The organism is Streptomyces pyxinae, from assembly GCF_024756275.1.
Taxonomy (GTDB): domain Bacteria; phylum Actinomycetota; class Actinomycetes; order Streptomycetales; family Streptomycetaceae; genus Streptomyces; species Streptomyces pyxinae.
The window spans coordinates 170,392-190,661 of sequence record NZ_JANUGQ010000006.1; the positions used below are offsets into that span (position 1 = coordinate 170,392).

At 75.7% G+C, this 20,270-nt stretch carries 15 protein-coding genes and 1 pseudogene; 11 read left to right on the top strand and 5 right to left on the bottom strand.

The window, feature by feature from the left end; translation table 11 throughout:
- Positions 1-804, top strand: a pseudogene (locus NX801_RS09845) (futalosine hydrolase); the annotation flags it as partial.
- A gap of 386 nt (positions 805-1,190) precedes the next feature.
- Positions 1,191-2,042: a 1,4-dihydroxy-6-naphtoate synthase gene (locus NX801_RS09850; RefSeq protein ID WP_258786913.1), complete on the top strand. Its 852-nt coding sequence runs from the start codon at positions 1,191-1,193 to the stop codon at positions 2,040-2,042.
- A 58-nt stretch (positions 2,043-2,100) separates the two neighbouring features.
- Here NX801_RS09850 and NX801_RS30740 read toward each other — a convergent pair whose 3' ends face one another.
- Positions 2,101-2,484 (bottom strand): cold-shock protein, encoded by a 384-nt coding sequence (locus tag NX801_RS30740; RefSeq protein ID WP_309505812.1) that lies wholly within the window; start codon positions 2,482-2,484, stop codon positions 2,101-2,103.
- Between the two features lie 171 nt (positions 2,485-2,655).
- On the opposite strand from NX801_RS30740, the gene NX801_RS09860 reads away from it, so the two are divergent.
- Complete coding sequence (locus NX801_RS09860) at positions 2,656-2,913, top strand: SUR7/PalI family protein (protein ID WP_258786915.1); 258 nt, start codon at positions 2,656-2,658, stop codon at positions 2,911-2,913.
- A gap of 23 nt (positions 2,914-2,936) precedes the next feature.
- Here the strand turns inward: NX801_RS09860 and NX801_RS09865 are convergent, their stop codons facing one another.
- Positions 2,937-3,566: an HAD family hydrolase gene (locus NX801_RS09865; RefSeq protein WP_258786916.1), complete on the bottom strand. Its 630-nt coding sequence runs from the start codon at positions 3,564-3,566 to the stop codon at positions 2,937-2,939.
- A 485-nt stretch (positions 3,567-4,051) separates the two neighbouring features.
- Here NX801_RS09865 and NX801_RS09870 point away from each other — a divergent pair, with 485 nt between their 5' ends.
- The 4 genes from NX801_RS09870 (at position 4,052) to NX801_RS09885 (ending at position 8,349) form a co-directional block, all read left to right on the top strand.
- On the top strand, positions 4,052-5,056 hold the full coding sequence (locus tag NX801_RS09870; protein ID WP_258786918.1) for a FecCD family ABC transporter permease: 1,005 nt from the start codon (positions 4,052-4,054) through the stop codon (positions 5,054-5,056).
- 34 nt (positions 5,057-5,090) lie between these two features.
- A complete protein-coding gene (locus NX801_RS09875) occupies positions 5,091-6,320 on the top strand; it encodes a FecCD family ABC transporter permease (protein ID WP_258786919.1) in 1,230 nt (409 codons plus the stop codon).
- Positions 6,317-7,117 carry an ABC transporter ATP-binding protein gene (locus NX801_RS09880; protein ID WP_258786921.1) on the top strand — a complete coding sequence of 267 codons (801 nt, stop codon included), beginning with the start codon at positions 6,317-6,319 and terminating at the stop codon, positions 7,115-7,117. The genes NX801_RS09875 and NX801_RS09880 overlap by 4 nt, the downstream gene beginning before the upstream one ends.
- 212 nt (positions 7,118-7,329) lie before the next feature.
- The gene (locus tag NX801_RS09885; RefSeq protein ID WP_258786922.1) at positions 7,330-8,349 is read left to right on the top strand and encodes an ABC transporter substrate-binding protein; all 1,020 of its coding nucleotides are present in this window, start codon (positions 7,330-7,332) and stop codon (positions 8,347-8,349) included.
- Between the two features lie 609 nt (positions 8,350-8,958).
- Here the strand turns inward: NX801_RS09885 and NX801_RS09890 are convergent.
- Entirely contained in the window at positions 8,959-10,194 is a 1,236-nt protein-coding gene (locus NX801_RS09890) for a hypothetical protein (protein ID WP_258786923.1), read from the bottom strand.
- A 73-nt stretch (positions 10,195-10,267) separates the two neighbouring features.
- Between NX801_RS09890 and NX801_RS09895 the strand changes: the two genes are divergently transcribed.
- Entirely contained in the window at positions 10,268-13,024 is a 2,757-nt protein-coding gene (locus NX801_RS09895) for a helicase C-terminal domain-containing protein (protein WP_258786924.1), read from the top strand.
- A gap of 287 nt (positions 13,025-13,311) precedes the next feature.
- Complete coding sequence (locus NX801_RS09900; RefSeq protein ID WP_258786925.1) at positions 13,312-15,012, top strand: DNA repair helicase XPB; 1,701 nt, start codon at positions 13,312-13,314, stop codon at positions 15,010-15,012.
- A 95-nt stretch (positions 15,013-15,107) separates the two neighbouring features.
- On the opposite strand, the gene NX801_RS09905 is transcribed toward NX801_RS09900, so the two are convergent.
- Complete coding sequence (locus NX801_RS09905) at positions 15,108-15,284, bottom strand: hypothetical protein (protein WP_258786926.1); 177 nt, start codon at positions 15,282-15,284, stop codon at positions 15,108-15,110.
- A gap of 554 nt (positions 15,285-15,838) precedes the next feature.
- Here NX801_RS09905 and NX801_RS09910 point away from each other — a divergent pair.
- On the top strand, positions 15,839-17,884 hold the full coding sequence (locus NX801_RS09910; RefSeq protein ID WP_428986111.1) for a HelD family protein: 2,046 nt from the start codon (positions 15,839-15,841) through the stop codon (positions 17,882-17,884).
- 100 nt (positions 17,885-17,984) lie between these two features.
- On the opposite strand, the gene NX801_RS09915 is transcribed toward NX801_RS09910, so the two are convergent.
- Positions 17,985-18,524 (bottom strand): hypothetical protein, encoded by a 540-nt coding sequence (locus tag NX801_RS09915; protein ID WP_258786927.1) that lies wholly within the window; start codon positions 18,522-18,524, stop codon positions 17,985-17,987.
- Positions 18,525-19,105: 581 nt separating this feature from the next.
- Between NX801_RS09915 and NX801_RS09920 the strand changes: the two genes are divergently transcribed.
- A complete protein-coding gene (locus NX801_RS09920; RefSeq protein ID WP_258786928.1) occupies positions 19,106-19,825 on the top strand; it encodes a copper homeostasis protein CutC in 720 nt (239 codons plus the stop codon).
- The last annotated feature ends 445 nt before the right edge of the window (positions 19,826-20,270 follow it).

Genomic DNA, 20,270 nt, shown 5'->3' on the forward strand with positions numbered 1-20,270 from the left:
TTGCGGGTCCTGGTGGTGACGGCGGTGGCGGCGGAGGCGGACTCCGTCGGCCGCGGGCTGACCGGCTGGTCCGGCCCGGTCGCCGTTCCGGCCGCCGGCCCGTACCGCTCCGGGACGCCCTCGGTACGCCGCTACGACCGCGCCCTCCCGCCTCCGGACGCCGCCCCCCGTGCCGTACCGGGGAGCGCACCGCCGGCAGGGTCGCCGGCGCGCGCGCAGCACACCGTGGACGTGCTGGCCGGCGGGGTGGGGCCCGCCGCCGCGGCCGCCGCGACGGCCACCGTGCTGGCCGCCGCGCCGGTCCCGTACGACCTGGTGATCTCGGCCGGCATCGGCGGCGGGTTCGCGCCGGGCGCCCCGCTCGGCTCGGTCGTCGTCGCGGACGCCCTGGTCGCCGCCGATCTGGGCGCCGGTACGCCGGACGGCTACCTCGCCGTCGAGGAGCTGGGCTTCGGCCGCTCGGTCCACCTGCCGCCGCCGGGGCTGCCCGCCCGGTTCGCCGCCGTGCTGGCGGCGGGCGGCCTGTCGCAGCTGGTCGCGCCCGTGCTGACCGTCTCCACGGTGACCGGCACCGCCGCCCGCGCCGCCGAACTGGCCGCCCGGCACCCGCGCGCCGCCGCCGAGGCGATGGAGGGCTTCGGGGTCGCGGAGGCCGCGGCCCTGCACGGTGTGCCGGTGGCGGAGCTGCGGGCGGTCTCCAACGCGATCGGCCCGCGCGACCGGGCGGCCTGGCGGATCGGCCCGGCGCTGGACGCGCTGCGGTACGCCTTCGAGCTGCTGAGCGGCACCGTCCTCCTGGCGGAGTCCCCGACGGATCTCCTTTCCGGGGGATCCGGGGGAGCTGGCGGATCCGAGGGATCCAGGGGAGCTGGCGGATCCGGGGGATCCGGGGGAGCTGGCGGATCGGGGGGATCCGGGGGAGCTGGCGGATCCGGGGGGCCTCCGGGGCCCGGGGGACCTGAAGAGCCCGGGGCTTCCGACGAATTCGGGGGATCCGGAGTCTCCGACGGGCCCGGGCGGCCCGGGGGACCCGGAGGTTCCGGAGCCCCCGTGCCGCCCGGGGCGGCCACGTCCCCCACGGCGCCCGTGACCCCGGCGGCCCCCGTGACACCCGAGACCCCCACGACCCCCGTGTCTCCCATGACACCCGTGTCCCCCACGCCACCCGTGACTTCGCCGGAGGAGAGGCTGTGACCCTGCGGATCGCGTACTCGCCGTGCCCCAATGACACCTTCGTCTTCGACGCCTGGGCACACGGCCGGGTGCCGGGCGCGCCCGAGCTGGACGTGACCTTCGCGGACATCGACGTCACCAATGGGCTCGCGGAGGCCGGCTCGCCCGGCTTCGACGTGCTGAAGGTGTCGTACGCGGTGCTCCCCTGGGTACTGGACGAGTACGCGCTGCTGCCCTGCGGCGGGGCGCTCGGCCGGGGGTGCGGGCCGCTCGTCCTCACCCGGGAGCCGGGCACCGGGGCCGGTCTCGCCGGGCGGACGGTGGCGGTGCCGAGCGAGCGCTCCACCGCCTATCTGCTCTTCCGGCTCTGGGCGGCGGACACCGTGCCGGGCGGGGTCGGGAAGATCGTGGTGCTGCCGTTCCACGAGATCATGCCCGCCGTGCGGGACGGCCGGGTGGACGCCGGACTGGTCATCCACGAGGCCCGGTTCACCTATCAGGACTACGGCCTGCACTGTCTCGCGGACATGGGCGAGCACTGGGAGGCCACCACCGGGCTGCCGATCCCGCTCGGCGCGATCATCGCCCGCCGCTCGCTGGGCGAGCCCACCCTGAAGCTGCTGGCCGAGTCGGCCCGGACCTCGGTACGGATGGCCTGGGACGACCCCGAGGTCTCCCGCCCCTATGTCCGCGCGCACGCCCAGGAGATGGACCCGGGCGTGGCGGACCAGCACATCGGGCTGTACGTCAACGAGTTCACGGCCGACCTGGGCGAGGACGGCTACGCGGCGGTACGGGGGCTGCTGACCCGGGCCGCCGCCGAGGGACTGGTGCCGCCCCTCGCCCCGGAGGCCCTGCGCTTCCCGTGAGAGGGTCCCGGTCGGTCCGGCCCGGCCGGTCAGGCGCCGGCCGGCCTCGTCGGTCCGGTCAGACGTCCAGCTGATCGGCGACCGCGCGCAGCAGGCCCGCGATCTTCTTGCCGTGCACCTTGTCCGGGTAGCGGCCGCGCTCCAGCATCGGCGTGATGTTCTCCAGCAGGGTGGTGAGGTCCTGGACGATCGAGGCGAGCTCGTCCGGCTTGCGCCGCTGGGCCGCGGCCACCGAGGGGGCGGGATCGAGGACCGTCACCGAAAGGGCCTGGTCACCGCGCTGGCCCGCCACCACACCGAACTCGACGCGCTGGCCCGGCTTGAGTGCCTCCACTCCGGCGGGGAGCACCGACGAGTGCACGAAGACGTCGCCGCCGTCGTCGCGGGAGAGAAAGCCGAAGCCCTTCTCGCTGTTGAACCACTTGACCTTGCCGGTAGGCACGTCTGTCCTCGTCCTCGTACTCGATGGGTGAAGCGCCGACGCCGGATAAATCGGCTCTGGACAGCACTACAGCGGGTCGCCCGACCCGCCAAGGACCAAGGCTAATGGTCCAGGGGCCGGTGACAAGACGTCCCCGGGTTTGCCCTCCGGCCGGGGAACTACCCTGGCCGAATGCGTAGTGAAACCCCTTCCAACAGCACGGACGGCACGGGGCCGGGGGACGGCCTCGTCCGGGCCGGTGCGATCGTCTTCCTGATCGGCGCGGTGGCGACCCTGGTCACCGTCGCACCGCTCTTCCTGGGCACCGAGCCCTTCCCCCCGGTCGCCTACGGGGTGTGCATGCTGATGGGCCTCGGCTTTCTGATCGCGGCGGCCGGTGTGCTGCGCTCCATCGCGGTCCAGCGCCGTCGGGCCAGGTCCGCCGGGTAGCCCGCCGGAGCCCCGTCCCGCGCTCAGCCGAGCCGGGCCCGATACGCCTCCCACCAGGCCGGAAAGGCCGTCAGGTCGGGCAGCACCACGTCCGCGCCGGCCGCCCGCAGTTCCTCGGCGTCACACGGTCCGGTGGCCACCGCGACGGACAGCGCCCCGGCCGCGCGGGCGCCCCGGACATCGCCGGTGTGGTCCCCGACGTAGACGCCCGCGCCCTGCGCCCGCAGCGCCTCCGCCTTGCCCTCGGCCCAGAGCCCGCCGAACAGCGCGTCCGGTTTCAGGCCGAGGTGGGCGAGGTGCAGCTCGGCGTTGGCCTCGTACTTGGCGGTGACCACCAGGGACCTGCCACCCGCCGCGCGAACGGCTTGAATCGCATCCCCCGCACCGGGCAGGGCGCAGGTCGCGGTGACGGCGTACGCCGGGTAGAGCGCGCGGTAGCGTTCGGCGGTCGCCGGGATGCGCTCGGCGGGGAACCAGTGCGCCAGCTCCTGTTCCAGCGGCGGTCCGAGCCGGGTGACGGCCAGGTCCGCGTCGATCTCCACCCCGGTCTCGGCGGCGAGCGCCCGGTAGGCGGCCCGGATGCCGGGGCGCGAGTCGATGAGCGTCATGTCGAGGTCGAAGCCGACGGTGAGCGGGGAGGTTCGCGGAGCCATGCCCCCCATTCTGCCGAGCGGCCCCCGGGCCCCCGGCGAGGGACCCCGGGCCGGGGGCGCGGGTTCCCGGGCCGGGGGCGCGGGTTCCCGGGCCGGGGGCGCGGGTTCCCGGGCCGCGAGCCTGACCGGCCGGGAAGGGCGTGATCGGCTGCGGCGTGACCGGCCGGGAAGGGCGTGACCGGCTGCGGCGTGACCGGCCGGGAAGGGCGTGACCGGCCGCCGGCGTGACCGGTCGGGGGCGGGTTCGGCCGGGGCGGGTTCGCCGGGGGCGGGCCCGGTGGTGGGATCCAGCCGGGGGTGGATTCGGCCGGGGATGGACTCGGCCGGGACGGGTTCTGTGGTGGGATCCAGCCGCCGGGGGCGGTGGCGGGTCGGCGGATTTTCCCGGACGGTGGCGATCAGGCTCCGTAGACTTAGCCGAGCCTTACCGGGTCCGGTGGGGCTCGCGCGCCCGGGGCGTCCCGGGGCCGGACCGTTGGGGGCCGATGTCCGCCGCTCGCCGCTCCACCCGACTCGTCGCGACCTCGGCGGTCCTGCTCGCCCTGCTGGTCGCCGTCGTGCTGAGCCTCGGGGTGGGCGCCCGGGTGGTGGCGCCCGGGGCGGTGCTGGAGGCGCTGCTGCACGGCGGCGACACCCCCGACGCCGAGGTGGTGCGGGAGCTGCGGGTGCCCCGGACGCTGCTGGGACTGCTGGTCGGCGCCGCGCTCGCGGTGGCGGGCACCGCGCTCCAGGGCATCACCCGCAACCCGATCGCCGACCCCGGGGTGCTCGGCATCGCCCAGGGCGCGGCGGTCGGCGTGGTGCTGGCCATCGCCTTCGCCGGGGCGCACACCCTGAGCGGCTATGTCTGGTTCGGCTTCGGCGGGGCGGCGCTGGCCTCCGTCGCGGTGTACGCGGTCGCGTCCGGCGGCCGGGGCGGGGCGACCCCGGCCAAGCTGGCGCTGGGCGGCGCCGCGATCAACGCGCTGCTGGTCTCGGTGACGACGGCGGTGCTCACCACCCGGGGCTCGGCGCTGGAGGAGTTCCGCTTCTGGCAGGTCGGCTCGGTGGCCGGCCGGGGCGGGGCCGTGGTCGCCCAGGTGTGGCCGTTCCTGCTGGCCGGCGGGGTGCTCGTGGTGGCCGTGGCCCGGGGGCTCGACGCGCTGGCGCTGGGCGAGGACGTGGCGAAGGGGCTCGGCCGCCGGGTGGCGCTGGTCCGGGTGGTCGGCGGCCTCGGGGCGACCGTACTGACCGGTGCGGCGGTGGCGGCGGCCGGGCCGATCGCCTTCGTGGGCCTCGCGGTGCCGCACATCGCCCGGGCCGTCACCGGCGCCGACCACCGCCGGCTGCTGCCGATGGCGACGCTGCTGGGCCCGGTGGTGGTGCTGCTCTCCGATGTGGCCGGGCGGCTGGTCTTCCCGCCGAGCGAGGTGCCGGCCGGGGTGATGACGGCGCTGCTCGGGGTGCCGTTCCTGATCGTCCTGGTGCGCCGCAAGGCGGTGCCCGCATGACGGCGGCCCGGCCCGAACCCGGGGAGGTGCCCGCATGACGGCGGCTCCCAGGGCACCGGTCGCGCCGGTGGAACCCGCCCCGGTGCGCCCGGCCGGGTACGCGGTGGTGCGCGCCGGGCGCGGGACGTTTCTGCTGCACCGGCGCGCCCTGCTCGCCGGGGTGCTGCTGGCGGTCCTGCTGGCGGCGGTGTGCGTGGCGTACCTCTGCGCGGGCGAGCGGTTCGTCCCGCCCGGCGAGGTGTTACGGGTGCTGGCCGGGCAGCCGTCCCGGAGCCGGCTGCTGGTGGCGGAGCTGCGGCTGCCCCGGATGGTGACCGGCCTGCTGGTGGGCGCGGCCCTCGGGGTGGCGGGCGCGCTGATCCAGACCGTCGCCCGCAATCCGCTGGCCAGCCCGGACGTGATCGGTGTCAGCCAGGGCGCGGGCGCGGTGACGGTGGCCGCGCTCACCTTCGGAGCCGGAGCCGGAGCCGAGACCGGATCCGGCTCCGTACTCCCCTGGCTCCCGGTGGCGGGCGGGATCGCGGCGGCGGCGCTGGTGTACGTCTTCGCCTGGCGCGGCGGGCTGCACGCGATCCGGTTCGTGCTGATCGGCATCGGCTGCGCCATCGCCCTGCGGTCGGTGACCACCCTGCTGATGACCAAGGGCGACTACCGGGTGGCCCAGCAGGCGCAGATCTGGCTGACCGGTTCGCTCAACGGACGCGGCTGGGACGAGGCGGCGCCGCTCGGCTGGACGCTGCTGTTCCTGCTCCCGGCGGTGGGATGGGCGGCCCGCGCCCAGCGGACGGTGGCGCTGGACGACGACACGGCGACCGGCCTGGGCGTCCGGCTCGGCCGGGTGCGGCTGGGACTGGTGTCGCTGGGCGTGGTGCTGGCCTCGATGGCGACCGGGGCGGCCGGGCCGGTGGAGTTCGTGGCGCTGCTCTCCCCGCAGATCGCCCGCCGGCTGACCCGTACGGCCGCGCTGCCGCTCGGCTGCTCGGCGCTGCTGGGGGCGCTGCTGGTGGTCGCCGCCGATCTGCTGGCGCGGCGGCTGTTCGCGCCCACCGAACTGCCGGTGGGGGTACTGACGGCGGCGGTGGGCGCGCCGTACCTGATCTGGCTGATCCGCCGGGGCGGACGCGCGACCGGTTCCGCACGGGGTGGGCGCGGGACCGGATCCGTACGAGGTGGGCGCGGGCTCCGGTCCCGCCCACGGAGGCATGCGGTGGACCGTACGGCGGCCGGGGGAACGGACCGGCCGGGCAAGGGAGTCGGGGCGTGAGCAGACTGACGGCACGCGGGCTGACGCTCGCCTATGACGACCGGACGGTCGTGGACGGCCTGGAGCTGGCGGTGCCGGACGGCCGGGTGACGGCGATCGTCGGTCCCAACGCCTGCGGCAAGTCGACCACCCTCCGGGCGCTCGGCCGGCTGCTGCGGCCCCGGGGCGGCGCCGTACTGCTGGACGGTACGGAGCTGGCCCGGCTGCCGACCAGGCGGGTGGCCCGGTCCATCGGGCTGCTGCCGCAGTCCCCGGTCGCCCCGGAGGCCATCACCGTCGCCGATCTGGTCGCGCGCGGACGCCAGCCGCACCAGGCGTGGTGGCGGCAGTGGTCGGACGAGGACGAGCGGGCCGTCACGGACGCGATGGCCCGCACCGGGGTGACCGCGCTGGCCGACCGCCCGGTGGACGAGCTGTCCGGCGGCCAGCGCCAGCGGGTGTGGCTGGCGATGGCGCTGGCCCAGGAGACGGAGCTGCTGCTGCTCGACGAGCCCACCACTTTCCTGGACATCGCCCACCAGGTGGAGGTGCTGGACCTGATCCGCCGCCTCAACCGCACCCGGGGCCGGACCGTGGTGCTGGTCCTGCACGACCTCAACCAGGCCGCCCGGTACGCCGATCACCTGATCGCCATGCGGGCCGGCCGGATCGCCGCCGAGGGCCCGCCCCGGGAGGTGGTCACGGCCGCCCTGGTCCGGGAGGTGTTCGGGCTGGAGGCGGTGGTCGTCCCGGACCCGGTGACCGGCTCCCCCCTGGTCGTCCCGGCCGCCCCCTGGTCGGGCGGGCCCCCGCCGTAGCCCCGGCGCTGCGCGACGCACTCGCCCGTACACCCCGTCTCGTCACCACCACGGAAAGCCGGACCACCGCAGAACCGAACGACCGCAGAACCGGACATCCGAAGAGCCGGACATCCGAAGAACCGAAGAGCCAAAGAGTCGAAGAGCAAGAAGAACCTGAAGAACCGAAGAGTCGACCGCACCGCCCCATCGTCGAAAGGCAGGGCCCTCAGATGCGCCGAACCCTCCCCCTCCCCTTCCCTCTTCCCCTCCCTCGCCGCCGGACCGCCGTCCCGCCGGCCGCCTGCGCGTTCGCGCTCGTCGCCGCCCTGGCGCTCACCGCCTGCGGCTCCTCGGACGGTGGTGGCGGTGAGACCGGTGACGGCGGCTCGTCCGGCGGGAAGACCCGTACGGTCCGGACGCTGTTCGGTGACGTCAAGGTGGCGGAGACACCCCGGCGGGTCGTCGTCCTGGACACCGCCGAGCTGGACTCCGCCCTCACCCTCGGGGTGAAGCCGGTGGGCGCCACCCACACCGACGCGGCCTCCGGCTTCCCGGCGTATCTGCCCAGGGAGAAGCTGGCCGGCGTCAAGGACGTGGGCGAGATGATGAACCCCAATCTGGAGGCCATCGCGGAGCTCGACCCGGATCTGATCCTCACCAGCAAGGTCCGGCACGGGGACAAGTACAAGGAACTGAGCGCCATCGCCCCGACCGTGATGACCGAGAACACCGGCTTCCCCTGGCGGGAGAACTTCCAGCTGCACGCCGACGCGCTGGGCAGGAAGACCGAGGCGGCGAAGGCGGTCGCGGCGTACCGGGCCCATGCCGCCGAGGTCACCGCCGCGCTGGGCGGCACGGCGAAGGCGGCGGCGACCAGGGTCAATGTGGTCCGGTTCGTGGAGGGCGCCGACATCCGCATCTACGGCAAGCGCAACTACATCGCCACCATCCTGGCCGACGTCGGCCTGGGCCGGCCGCCCGTCACCGACCGGGCCAAGGACGGGTTCTCGTACGACGTGAGCCCGGAGAAGATCGACCTCGCGGACGCCGATGTCATCTTCCACGCGACATACGGGGACCCGGCGAAGGCCAAGCGGACCGCGACGCTCGGCAGCGGGCTGTGGAAGGGCCTGACCGCCGTCAAGAAGGGCAAGGTCTTCCCGGTCGAGGACCAGCTCTGGATCCAGGGCATCGGCTACACCGCCGCCGGCAGGATCCTGGACGAGCTCCGGACCGACCTGACGAAGTGACCACCGCTTCCCCATGGAGCCCGGCGAATCGACCACCGCTCCGGCGGACCCGGCGGGCCCGGCGAGGTGACCGCCGCTCCGGCGGCGGAGGGCCATGACCGCCGGGTCCCGCCACCGAAGGGGCCGCGACCACCAATCCGGCCGCCGAGGGCCACGACCACCGGGCCGGCACCAAGGGCCGTGACCGGCGGTCCGGCCCCCGAGAGCCGCGAGCTCCAAGTCGACCTCCCGGGCGGCCGCGCCCACCGGTCGGCCACCCGAGCGACACAGCCACCGGGCCGGCCAGAGCCGCGACCACCGGCACGACCGCCGAGGGCCATGGCCACCGGGCCCCGCCACCGAAGGGGCCGTGACCGACCGTCCGGCGCCGAGCGCCACGACCACCGGGTCGGCGCCAAGGGCCGTGACCGGCGGTCCGGCCCCCGAGGGCCGTGACCGACAGTCCGACCACCCGGGGCCGCGACCACCGGGCCCGCCGCCGAAAGCCATGGCCACCGGGCCCCGCCACCGAAGGGGCCGCGACCACCAGTACGACCGCCGAGGGCCGTGGCCACCAGTTCGGCAGAGCGCCATGGCCGCAGCGGGTCCCCCTCCACCGGGCCCCGATCCTCAGAGCCTCCGCGCCCGCCACACCAGGTAGAGCGCGGAGGCCACGGCGGCGATCCGCACCACCACCGGGAACGCCCCGCCCAGCGCCTCGCTCAGGGCGCCCTGGCCCGGCGGCAGCGGCTCGCCCCAGCGTCCGCCGGCCCGGCCCCAGAACCAGACGCCCGCGCCCACCGCGACCGTCCCGGGCACGCCGAACACCGCCAGCTTGGCCTCGGTACGGCTCAGCCGGCGGGACGCGTACGCGAGCAGCCAGCCGACCACGAGCACCGGCCAGAAACCGGTCACCGCCCCGGCCACCAGCAGTCCGGCGGCGATGAGCAGCAGCGGGTTGCCCCAGGACGCGCGGGGCGCGGGCGCCTCCGGTACGACGGGCACCTCCCCGGCCGCCTCCGCCCCGGCCAGCGCCGCCCGCTCCCGGCGGATGCGGCGGACCTGGGCCAGGTCGGAGAGCACCCCGAACCGCCCGGGCGGCGGCGGCCCGTCGTCCCCGTCGTCCTCGTCCCCCTCCTTGCCGGCCTCGTCCTTCGGGCCGGGCGGCGGCTTCAGCATCTCCGGGATCTCGAAGCCGCCCTGGAACCCGGGTGCGAGCTCCCCGACCCCGCCGAAGCCGCCGGCCCCGTCGCCGAACGGCCCGTCGGCCATGCTCCACCAGCGCGGCGCCCGGCCGGCCGGGCCCATCTCGTCCAGCCCGATCAGATGCGGCCCCTGCGGGGCGGGCCCCGCGGAGAACCCCGGCTCCCCGTCGGCCGAGGCACCGGCGGGCTCGGCGGGCGTCTTCCCCGTCCCGGCGCCGAACCACTTCCCCGCTCGCCTCTCCCGCTGCCGCTGCCGCTGTTCGCCCGGGGCCCGGCCGGGGCGGGGTACGAGCCGGCGCGTCCGGCCGGCCGGCGGGGCCGGCGGGGCGGTGTGCGCGGAGGCGGACGGCACGGCGGAGCCGTCCGGCGCTCCGGCGGGGGGCGCGGACGGCGGCGGGGCCGGGGTGCTCCCGAACCGGGCGGGCGGCGGGCTGCCCTCCGCGACGCGCGCGACCACTTCGTCCGGTGTGCCGAGGGCGGCGAGGATGGAACGCACCCCCTCCGTACCGCTCGCGGAGTCCTGGGCGCGGCGGCGGTCGATCTCGCCCCGCAGCGATGTCACCAGCCGTATCCGGTCGTGTGACGACAGCTGTTGCCGGTGGGCCAGGTCACCGACCCGGCTCAGATAGTCGAAGACCAGCTGGTCGCTCTCGATCCCCACGGTGCCCCTCCACGGCCCTGCGCTGCCGTCCTGACCCGACGGTAGCGCCTGCGCAGGGGCTAACGTGGTGCGGATGGCGACCGGTGGGCTCGATCGGGAGGCACATGTGCCCGGAGGCAGGAGTGACACGGCAGCGCACCTGCCCGGGGACAGGAGCGGCACGGCGGCGCACCTGCCCGGGGGCACCGGCGGCAGGGGTGGTGCGGCGGCTCCCCGCACGCTGGCGGAGGCGCTGCGCGCGCGGGGGGACAAGGGGCTCGCGGCACTGTTGCGCGCCCGCCCCGACCTGCTGGTTCCGGTGCCGGGCGACATGACCCAGCTGGCCACCCGGGCGGGCACCCGCGCCTCGGTCGTACGGGCGCTGGAGCGGCTGGACCGGTTCGCGCTCCAGACCGCCGAGGCGCTGGCGGTGGCCCCGGACCCGGCGCCGTACGCGGTGCTGCGGGCGCTGCTGGCCGGGGACGACGGCGACCCGGAGGTGGCCGGCGCGCTGCCGGCGGCGCTGGAGGTGCTGCGCGAACAGGCCCTGGTCTGGGGCGACGACGACCGGCTGCGGCTGGTGCGGACGGCGCGCGAGCTGCTGGTGCCGTCGCCGCAGCACCCCTCGCCGACCGGACTCGGTCCGACGGTGGCGGAGGCGACGGCCGGGATGTCGCCGGGCCGGCTCCAGGAGATCCTGGCCGAGGCCGGGCTGCCGAATACACACGATCCGGTGTCTGCCGTCGCCGCGTTGACGGGCCTCTTCACCGACCGGGTGCGGATGGCCGCGCTGCTGGACTCCGCCCCGGCGGGCGCCCTGGAAGTGCTGGACCGGCTGGTGTGGGGGCCGCCGTACGGGGAGGTGACCGCCGACCCGACGCCACCGGTGCGCTGGCTGCGCGACCGGGGGCTGCTGCTGCCGGTGTCGGCGCGCACGGTGGTACTGCCCCGGGAGGCCGCGCTGCATTTGCGCGCCGGGCGCGCGCACCGGACGCCGGAGCCGCTGGCGCCCGAGGTGGTACCGGCGCACGAGCACCGTCCACAGGTTGTGGACAGCGCGGCGGCGGGCCAGGCGTACACCGCGCTGACGACCGTGGAGGACCTGCTGCGGGAGTGGCACGAGGGCGGTCCGGCGGTGCTGCGCGCGGGCGGTCTGGCCGTGCGCGACCTGCGGCGTACGGCGGCCGTGCTGGACGTGCCGGAGGCGACCGCCGCGTTCTGGCTGGAGCTGGCGTACGGGGCCGGGCTGCTGGCCTCGGACGGCGAGGCCGACGAGCGCTACGCGCCCACGCCCGCATACGACGCGTGGCTGGAACTCCCGGCGGCCGAGCGGTGGGCCCGGCTGGCGGACGCCTGGCTGGTGGCCACCCGGACGTCCGGCCTGGTGGGCGGCCAGGACGCCAAGGGCCGCACCCTGGCGGCGCTCGGCCCGGACCTGGACCGGGGTGCGGCCCCGGAGGTACGGGCCCGGGTGCTGGCCCTCCTCGCGGGGCTCCCGGCCGGGGCCTCACCCGACCCCGAGTCCCTGCTGGCCCGGCTCCGCTGGGAGCGCCCGCTCCGGGGCGGCGCCCCGGCCGGCGCGCCCGGCACCGGGGCCGACCTGCGCGCCCGGCTGGCCCGCTGGACCCTGGCGGAGGCGGAACTGCTCGGCGTCACCGGCCGCGGCGCCCTCGCCACCCACGGCCGAGCCCTCCTCGACCGGGTCCGCGACGGATCTCCCGTTCCTGGCCCCGCCCCCGACTCCGGCCCCGTATCCGGTTCGGGCCCTGGCTCCGGCGCGGGTGCCGCCCCCGGCCCGGGCGCCGGTTCCAGTGGGGGCGCCGGTTCCAGCCCGGGCGCCGGTTCCGGTGCAGGTGCCGATCACGGCCCGGGCTCCGGCCCCGGCTCCCTGGGCTCCCCCGCCGCCCTCCTCTCCCCCCTCCTCCCCGAGCCCGTCGACCACGTCCTCCTCCAGGCCGACCTCACCGCCGTGGCCCCCGGTCCGCTGGAGCGTCCGCTCGCCGAGACGCTCGCCGTCCTCGCGGACGTGGAGTCCAAGGGCGGGGCCACCGTCTACCGCTTCACCCCCGGCTCGGTGCGCCGCGCCCTGGACGCCGGCCGGGCCGCCTCCGACCTGCACGCCTTCCTGGCCGCCCACTCCCGGACGCCGGTCCCTCAGCCGCTCAGCTATCTGATCGACGACGTGGCCCGCCGCCACGGCCACCTCCGGGTCGGGGCGGCGGCCGCCTATGTGCGCTGCGACGACGACGCCCTGCTCGGGGAGATCCTCGCCGACCGCCGCTCGGCCGCCCTGCGGCTGCGCCGCCTCGCCCCGACGGTGCTGGCCGCCCAGACCGACCCCGCCACCCTCCTCGACGGGCTGCGCTCCCTGGGGTACGCCCCGGCCGCCGAATCCGCCGAGGGCGATGTGCTGATCACCCGGGCCGACGCCCACCGCACCCCGCCCCGGGCCGCCCCCGCCCCCGTCCCGGACGGCCCGCCGCTGCCCGACGACACCCTGCTCGGCGCCGCCGTCCGGGCGATCCGCGCCGGCGACCTGGCCGCCACCGTCCCCCGCAAGGAGCCCGCCGCGGCGGAACCCGCCCGCACCCCCGGCGGCCTGCCCCGCACCTCCGCCGCCGAGACGCTGGCCACAGTCCAGGCCGCCGCCCTCACCGGCTCCGCCGTCTGGATCGGCTACGTCAACGCCGAGGGCACCGCCAGCCAGCGCGTCATCGCCCCGGTCCGCGTCGAGGGCGGCTTCGTCACCGCCTACGACCACACCGCTGACGAGGTCCGCACCTACCCCCTCCACCGCGTCACCGGCGTCTCCGAACTCGCCGACCCCGACGATCCCGACGACTCGGCCTGACCTGACCCGGCCTGACCCGGCCTGACCCGGCCTGACCCGGCCCGACCTGGCCGAAGAGGACGGACCTGCCCCGGCCGCTCCGCAGTGTCCGGTGTCACCCCCGTTCACCGGCCCGATGCGGGACACTGGGGGTTTGGCCGCGCCACCGGAAGCGGTGGGACGCGAGGAAACCGCGGCGAACCGCGAGGATCCACGCGAAGCACCACCCGGTGGCGTGGCGCGGCAGCGGGCGTGCGGCCGGCGTCGGACCGGCCGCCGGGGAGCCGCCGGGACCGGAAAGGTGAAGCGTGAACGGACCACTGATCGTCCAGAGCGACAAGACACTCCTGCTTGAGGTGGACCACGAGCGGGCGGACGCGTGCCGTCGGGTCATCGCGCCGTTCGCGGAGCTGGAGCGGGCGCCCGAGCACATCCACACGTACCGGATCACCCCGCTCGGGCTGTGGAACGCGCGGGCGGCCGGGCACGACGCCGAGCAGGTGGTGGACGCGCTGGTCGAGTTCTCGCGCTACCCGGTGCCGCACGCGCTGCTCGTGGACGTGGCGGAGACGATGGCCAGGTACGGGCGGTTGACGCTCACCAAGCATCCGGCGCACGGCCTGGTGCTCTCCACCACCGACCGGCCGGTGCTGGAGGAGGTGCTCCGCTCCAAGAAGGTCCAGCCGCTGGTGGGCGCTCGGGTGGACCCGGACACGGTGGTGGTGCACCCGTCGGAGCGGGGCCAGATCAAGCAGACGCTGCTGAAGCTGGGCTGGCCGGCCGAGGACCTGGCCGGGTACGTGGACGGCGAGGCGCACCGGATCGAGCTGGCCGAGGACGGCTGGGCGCTCCGGCCGTACCAGCGGCAGGCGGTCGAGGGCTTCTGGCACGGTGGCTCCGGGGTCGTCGTGCTCCCCTGCGGCGCCGGAAAGACGCTGGTCGGTGCCGGTGCGATGGCCCAGGCGAAGGCGACCACGCTGATCCTGGTCACCAACACCGTCTCGGCCCGCCAGTGGAAGCACGAGCTGGTGAAGCGGACCTCGCTGACCGAGGACGAGATCGGCGAGTACAGCGGCACCAGGAAGGAGATCCGCCCGGTCACCATCGCCACCTACCAGGTGCTGACGACCAAGCGGAAGGGCGTCTATCCGCACCTGGAGCTGTTCGACTCCCGTGACTGGGGCCTGATCGTCTACGACGAGGTGCATCTGCTGCCCGCACCGGTCTTCAAGTTCACCGCCGACCTCCAGGCCCGCCGCCGGCTGGGGCTGACCGCCACCCTGGTGCGGGAGGACGGCCGGGAGTCGGACGTGTTCTCGCTCATCGGCCCGAAGCGCTTCGACGCCCCGTGGAAGGAGATCGAGGCGCAGGGGTACATCGCGCCCGCCGACTGCGTGGAGGTGCGGGTCGATCTGACCGAGTCGGAGCGGCTGGCGTACGCGACCGCCGAGACGGAGGAGAAGTACCGCTTCTGCGCCACCACCGCCACCAAGCGGAGGGTCACCGAGGCGCTGGTGCGGAAGTTCGCCGGGCAGCAGACCCTCGTGATCGGCCAGTACATCGACCAGCTGGACGAGCTGGGCGCCCATCTGGACGCCCCGGTGATCAAGGGCGAGACCTCCAACGCCCAGCGGGAGAAGCTCTTCGACGCCTTCCGGACGGGCGAGATCAGTGTGCTGGTGGTCTCCAAGGTCGCCAACTTCTCGATCGACCTGCCGGAGGCGACCGTCGCCATCCAGGTGTCCGGCACCTTCGGCTCGCGCCAGGAGGAGGCCCAGCGACTCGGCCGGGTGCTGCGGCCCAAGGCGGACGGGCACCAGGCGCACTTCTACTCGGTGGTCGCCCGGGACACCATCGACCAGGACTTCGCGGCGCACCGCCAGCGATTCCTGGCCGAGCAGGGGTACGCCTACCGAATCGTGGACGCGAGCGACCTGCTGGCGGGCGGACCGGAGCCGTCCGGCCGGGACGACTCCCCGGAGGCGGCGTCGGAGCCGGACGCGTCCTGAGGCTCGCGGCTGCTTGATCCCGGGCCCGGGGCACATCGCCGCGCCGGTCCCGGGCTTCCGGGGCGCGGCGGCGGTGGCGCCGGGGGCGGTCGGCGTCAGCGGTGGCGGACGCCCGCCTGTTCGGCGTACTCACCGAGGACCACGACCTCCAGCGCCGCCTCGGCGTAGACCTTGAGCGCGCGCAGGGCGTTGCCCAGGCGGTGCGGGGAGTGCGGCACGGTCCCGAGGGCGGTCGCTCCGGAGTGGTGCGCGGTGGATGTGGGTGGGGTCATGTCTCCATGGTGGTTTCCGCCTCCGCCCGTCACATCGGTCCCGGGACCGAATCGGCCCCGGGCCCGCGTACATCTCGCTGCGGACGGCCTCCCCTACCTGGAGTAGTACGAAGGGACACCCCGAATTCAGGGGCCGTCGGGGGTGATGGGCCGGAACCACCACGAGCCCGGGCCCCGGGGGGTGCGGGCGGAAAAGGGTTCGCGGGCGGTGAGGGTCGGTGGCTAGACTTCCCGGCTTGCCCGCCTCCCCTCGCGGAGTGCTGCCCTCCGGTCGGTACCGGACGGCCCGCCAGCCCTCGTGACCAGCAGCAGCCGGAGGCTCCGCCATGCCCGCGTACGCACCCGAACAGCGCGACCCGTCCGAAGCGCCCGAAGCATCCGAAGCGTCCAAAGGCAGACCGGCCGGTACCGGCACGTCCGTTGCCACCGCGGCCGAGGCTCCGGATCCCGGGCCGGCCGACGCTCCGGATCCCGGGCCGGCCGAGGCTCCGGATTCCGGTCCGCTCGGGCGGGAGCGGGCGCATCTGGCGGCGTCCCGGGCCGCGCTGCGGGCCATGCGGGAGGACGTACGGGCGCTCGACATCCGCGACGTAACCGCCAACTGGGTGAACGCGGCGGTGCTGGAGGCCCAGGTCGAGGACCGGATCAAGGCACTGGCCGACCTCGCTCACACGCCCCTCTTCTTCGGCCGGCTCGACTATCTGCCCGCCGCCCAGGAGGGGCAGAGCTTCTACATCGGGCGGCGCCATGTGCACGACGGGGCCGGCGATCCGATGGTGGTCGACTGGCGGGCCCCGGTCTCCCGGCCGTTCTACCGGGCCTCCCGCGCGGACCCGCAGGACGTGGCGCTGCGCCGCCGGTTCGGCTACACCGGCGGAGAGCTCACCGCGTACGAGGACGAGGCCCTCACCGAACCGCCGAGCCGGGCCGCCGGGCCGGGTTCCGGGGCGGCCGGGGTGCCGGGCCCGGCCGCCGCGCCGGACCCGGCCGCCGCGTCGGATGCCTCCGCCGGTCACACCTCCGCGCTGCTCCGGGCGGAGATCGAGCGGCCGCGCGTCGGCCCGATGCGGGACATCGTCGCCACCATCCAGCCCGAGCAGGACGAGATCGTCCGCTCCGGGCTGGCCGGCACGGTCTGTGTGCAGGGCGGCCCCGGGACCGGGAAGACCGCCGTCGGCCTGCACCGGGTGGCCTATCTGCTGTACGCGCACCGGGAGCGGCTGGCCAGGACCGGGACGCTGGTGATCGGCCCCAACCGCTCGTTCCTCCACTACATCGAGCAGGTGCTGCCCGCGCTGGGCGAGCTGGAGGTGCGCCAGGCGACCGTGGACGACCTGGTCGCCCATGTCGAGGTGCGGGGTACGGACGAGCCGGCCGCCGCGCTGGTCAAGGGCGACGCCCGGATGGCGGAGGTGCTGCGCCGGGCGCTGCGCTCCCAGGTGACGACGCCGGCCGAGGCGCTGGTGGTGGTGCGCGGCTCCCGGCGCTGGCGGGTCCCGGCGTACGAGCTGGCGGAGCTCGTACGGGAGCTGCTGGACCGGGACATCCGGTACGGCGCCGCCCGGGACGCCCTGCCGCAGCGGGTGGCGCACGCCGTGCTCACCCGGATGGAGGAGGCGGGCGAGGCGCCGGACGACCGGACGCAGGACGCGGTGGCCCGGAACCCGGCGGTGAAGGCGCTGGTCAAGGCGGTGTGGCCGCAGGTGGAGCCGGCCAGGCTGGTGCTGCGGCTGCTGTCGGACCCGGAGTTCCTGGCCGAGCACGCCGAGGGGCTGCTGGACGAGGCCGAACAGCGGGCGGTGCGCTGGGCGAAGCCGCCCCGTTCGGTGCGGTCCGCACGGTGGTCGGCGGCGGACGCGGTGCTGATCGACGAGGCGATGGACCTGGTCTCCCGGACGCACTCGCTGGGCCATGTGGTGCTGGACGAGGCGCAGGACCTCTCCCCGATGCAGTACCGGGCGGTCGGCCGCCGGTGCAGCACCGGTTCCGCCACGGTCCTGGGCGACCTGGCGCAGGGCACCACCCCGTGGGCGACCAGTGGCTGGGCCCGGGCACTGGAGCACCTGGGCAAGCCGGAGGCGCTGGTGGAGGAGCTGACCGCCGGCTTCCGGGTGCCGCGCGAGGTGATCGCGTACGCCTCCCGGCTGCTGCCGCACATCGCGCCCGGACTGGCCGAGGTGCGCTCGGTGCGGGAGGCCCCCGGTTCGCTGGAGGTGCGGACCGGGGCCGGCGCGGCGGACGTGGTGGCGGCCTGCCGGGCGGCGCTGGGGCGGGCGGGTTCGGTGGGCCTGATCGCCGCCGACGCCCGGCTGCCGGAGCTGGCGGAGGCATTGGCGGAGGCGGGGCTGCCGTATCTGTCGCCGGGCGACGAGACGACCGCCGAGTCCCGGCTGACCCTGGTGCCGGCCTCGCTGGCGAAGGGCCTGGAGTACGACTACGTGGTGCTGGACGAGCCCGCGGCGGTGGTGGCGGGCGAGCCCGACGAGCGGACCGGGCTGCGCCGGCTGTACGTGGCGCTCACCCGGGCGGTCTCCGGGCTGACCGTGCTGCACGCCGAGCCGCTGCCGCCCCAGCTGGCCCCGGCCGGACCGCTGCCGTAGCGGCGGCCGGGCCGGCACCGGCCGGACGACCCGCCGCCTGGCGCTCGGACAGCCGGCGTCGGGCGTCGGGCGTCAGGGGGCAGGCGTCAGGGGGCAGATGTCAGGTGATCGTGAGGGTGATGGGACCGGCGATGCTGGTCAGGCCCTGCGGGGTGAGGCACGCGGTCAGGTCGGTGGAGAGCAGGATCTTGGTCTGCACGACGTTGGCGCCGTTGAACAGGCCGCTGGTGACCTTGCCGACCAGCACGAAGACGGTCTCCCCATTGGGCCTCAGATCGATGGAGCCGGTGCCCACGACGGTGCTGCTCTGCCCGGTGTTCCAGTGGTACACGCCGGTGTTCGTGAACGAGCCGGCTATGCAGCTGGCGATTCCGTCACCGGCGGCGGTGAAATTGGCCCCGGTGAGGGTCGGGTTGCCCAGTGAGACACAGCCGGAGACCTGGCCGGTCGCGGCGAAGTGGGTCGGCTTGGCGGTGTACGTCAGGCCCGGGGTGTAGGTGGAGATGTTGGAGCCCACCGGACAGATGACGTTCAGGACCGCCGCCGTCGGCCGGGCGGCGGCGGTGGCGGGCGCGGCGACCGCCCCCACCAGGGCCGACAGAGCGGCGAGCAGCGCGCCGAGCCGGGAAGAAGTACGCATGGGAGACCTCCAGGGGGACCAGGGGGTGGTGTTCGGGGCTGTCATGACAGGGCTGACATGACAGGAGCGGCGTGACAGGAGCGGGCGGGACGGTTGGGACCGGCCCTCCCCCGCCCCCGCCGGAGGGCACCGCCCGGCGCGAGCGCGGGGGCGCGGACCACGGAGAAGGTGTGCCGACGGACACGCGGGGCGTACGCCACGAGGACCTGACCCTTGCCGTCGACGGTCGGGTCGGCGGCGAAGCCCGGTTTCGAGGGGCCCGGGGCCCGGGGAGCCACCTCACTGTCCCGCCGCCCGAGGTCCTCGCCCATAGTCCATTCGGGCGAGCGCACCCGCCCGGACGGACCCGGCACTTGTCAGGAGATACGCGCTCGGGGCGCAGCGACGGCGCACTCCGGGGCCCTCGGCTCACTCCCCGTCCTAGTTGGCGTGATCGTTCGGGTGCCTTCCCCGTACAACGGCACTAATCTGGTGAGTGGACTAGACCTGTGAGCGCCCAGAATCCCCGTCGGACCCGCGACCCGGGCCCGAAGCGGGGCGCGGGACGTATCGAGCCCCGTATCGGCCGGAGGATGGAACCCATGAGCAACCGTGCAGTCCTGGAGGTGATCGCCCTCGACGCCGAGGACGCGATCGCCGCGCAGGCCGGAGGGGCGGACCGCCTGGAGCTGGTCAGCGACATGGCGGCGGACGGCCTCACCCCGTCCCGGGAGACCTACACCCGGATCCGCGCCGCCGTGGACCTCCCGCTGCGCGTGATGCTGCGGCTGGCCGACGGATTCGCGGCCGGGGACGTCAAGGCGCTGGTCAGGGCGGCGCGCGAACTGCGCGAGGAGGGGGCCGGCGAGTTCGTCCTCGGCTTCCTGGACGCGGACGGCCGGGCCGATCTGGCGGCGGTGGAGCTGCTGGTGGCGGAGCTGGCGGACTGCCGCTGGACCTTCCACCGGGCCATCGACCGGGCGGTCGACCGGGACGCGCTGCGCGGGCAGCTGGCCGGGCTGCCGGGCCTCGACACCTATCTGACGGCGGGCTCCGCGACCGGCGTGGACGACGGTCTGCCGACCCTGCTCGCGGAGGCGGCGAGGCGGGGCGAGCCGGGGTACGAGCCCCAGCTGCTGGTCGGCGGCGGGCTCCGGCTGGATCATCTGCCGACCCTGCTGGCGGCGGGTGTGGACGCCTTCCACATCGGCGGCGCCGCCCGGCCGACAGGCTGGACCGCCCCGGTCTCCCCCACCGCCGTACGCGCCTGGCGCACCGCGCTTGACGAGCCGGCCCTCAGCGGAGCGACCCCGGCCCGCTGAGCGCCGTACCGGCAGCGGCAGCCAGCCGGACGGACCGCCGGGCGCCCCGGCGCCCGGCACCGGCGACCGGCGCCCATGGCCGGAAAGGCAGCCCGGAACACGGCCCGCCACCGGCGACCGGAAGCCCCGGAAAAGCCGGAAGCCCCGGAAGACTCGGAACATCTGCGGAAAGGCGCAGGACGGACGAGCCGGGACCAGCGGCCGTCCTGGGGCGCGACTACGAGCAGAAGCGATTCATCCGGCGTTCCGGGCGGCTCATCTGTCGGACAGCTTCAGTATTTCGGCCACCCCCGCGGAGAGCCTGCGCCGCAGCGGGCGGGCGAGCGGGCGCTCGCTCAGCCGGTCGGGGTTGTCTTCCGGAGAGGGGGGCCCAGTGTGCCACGTCCGCGTGGCGGCCGAGCCGCCACCGGGCACGCGCGAGGGAAGAGGCCGGCCCAACGGAGGC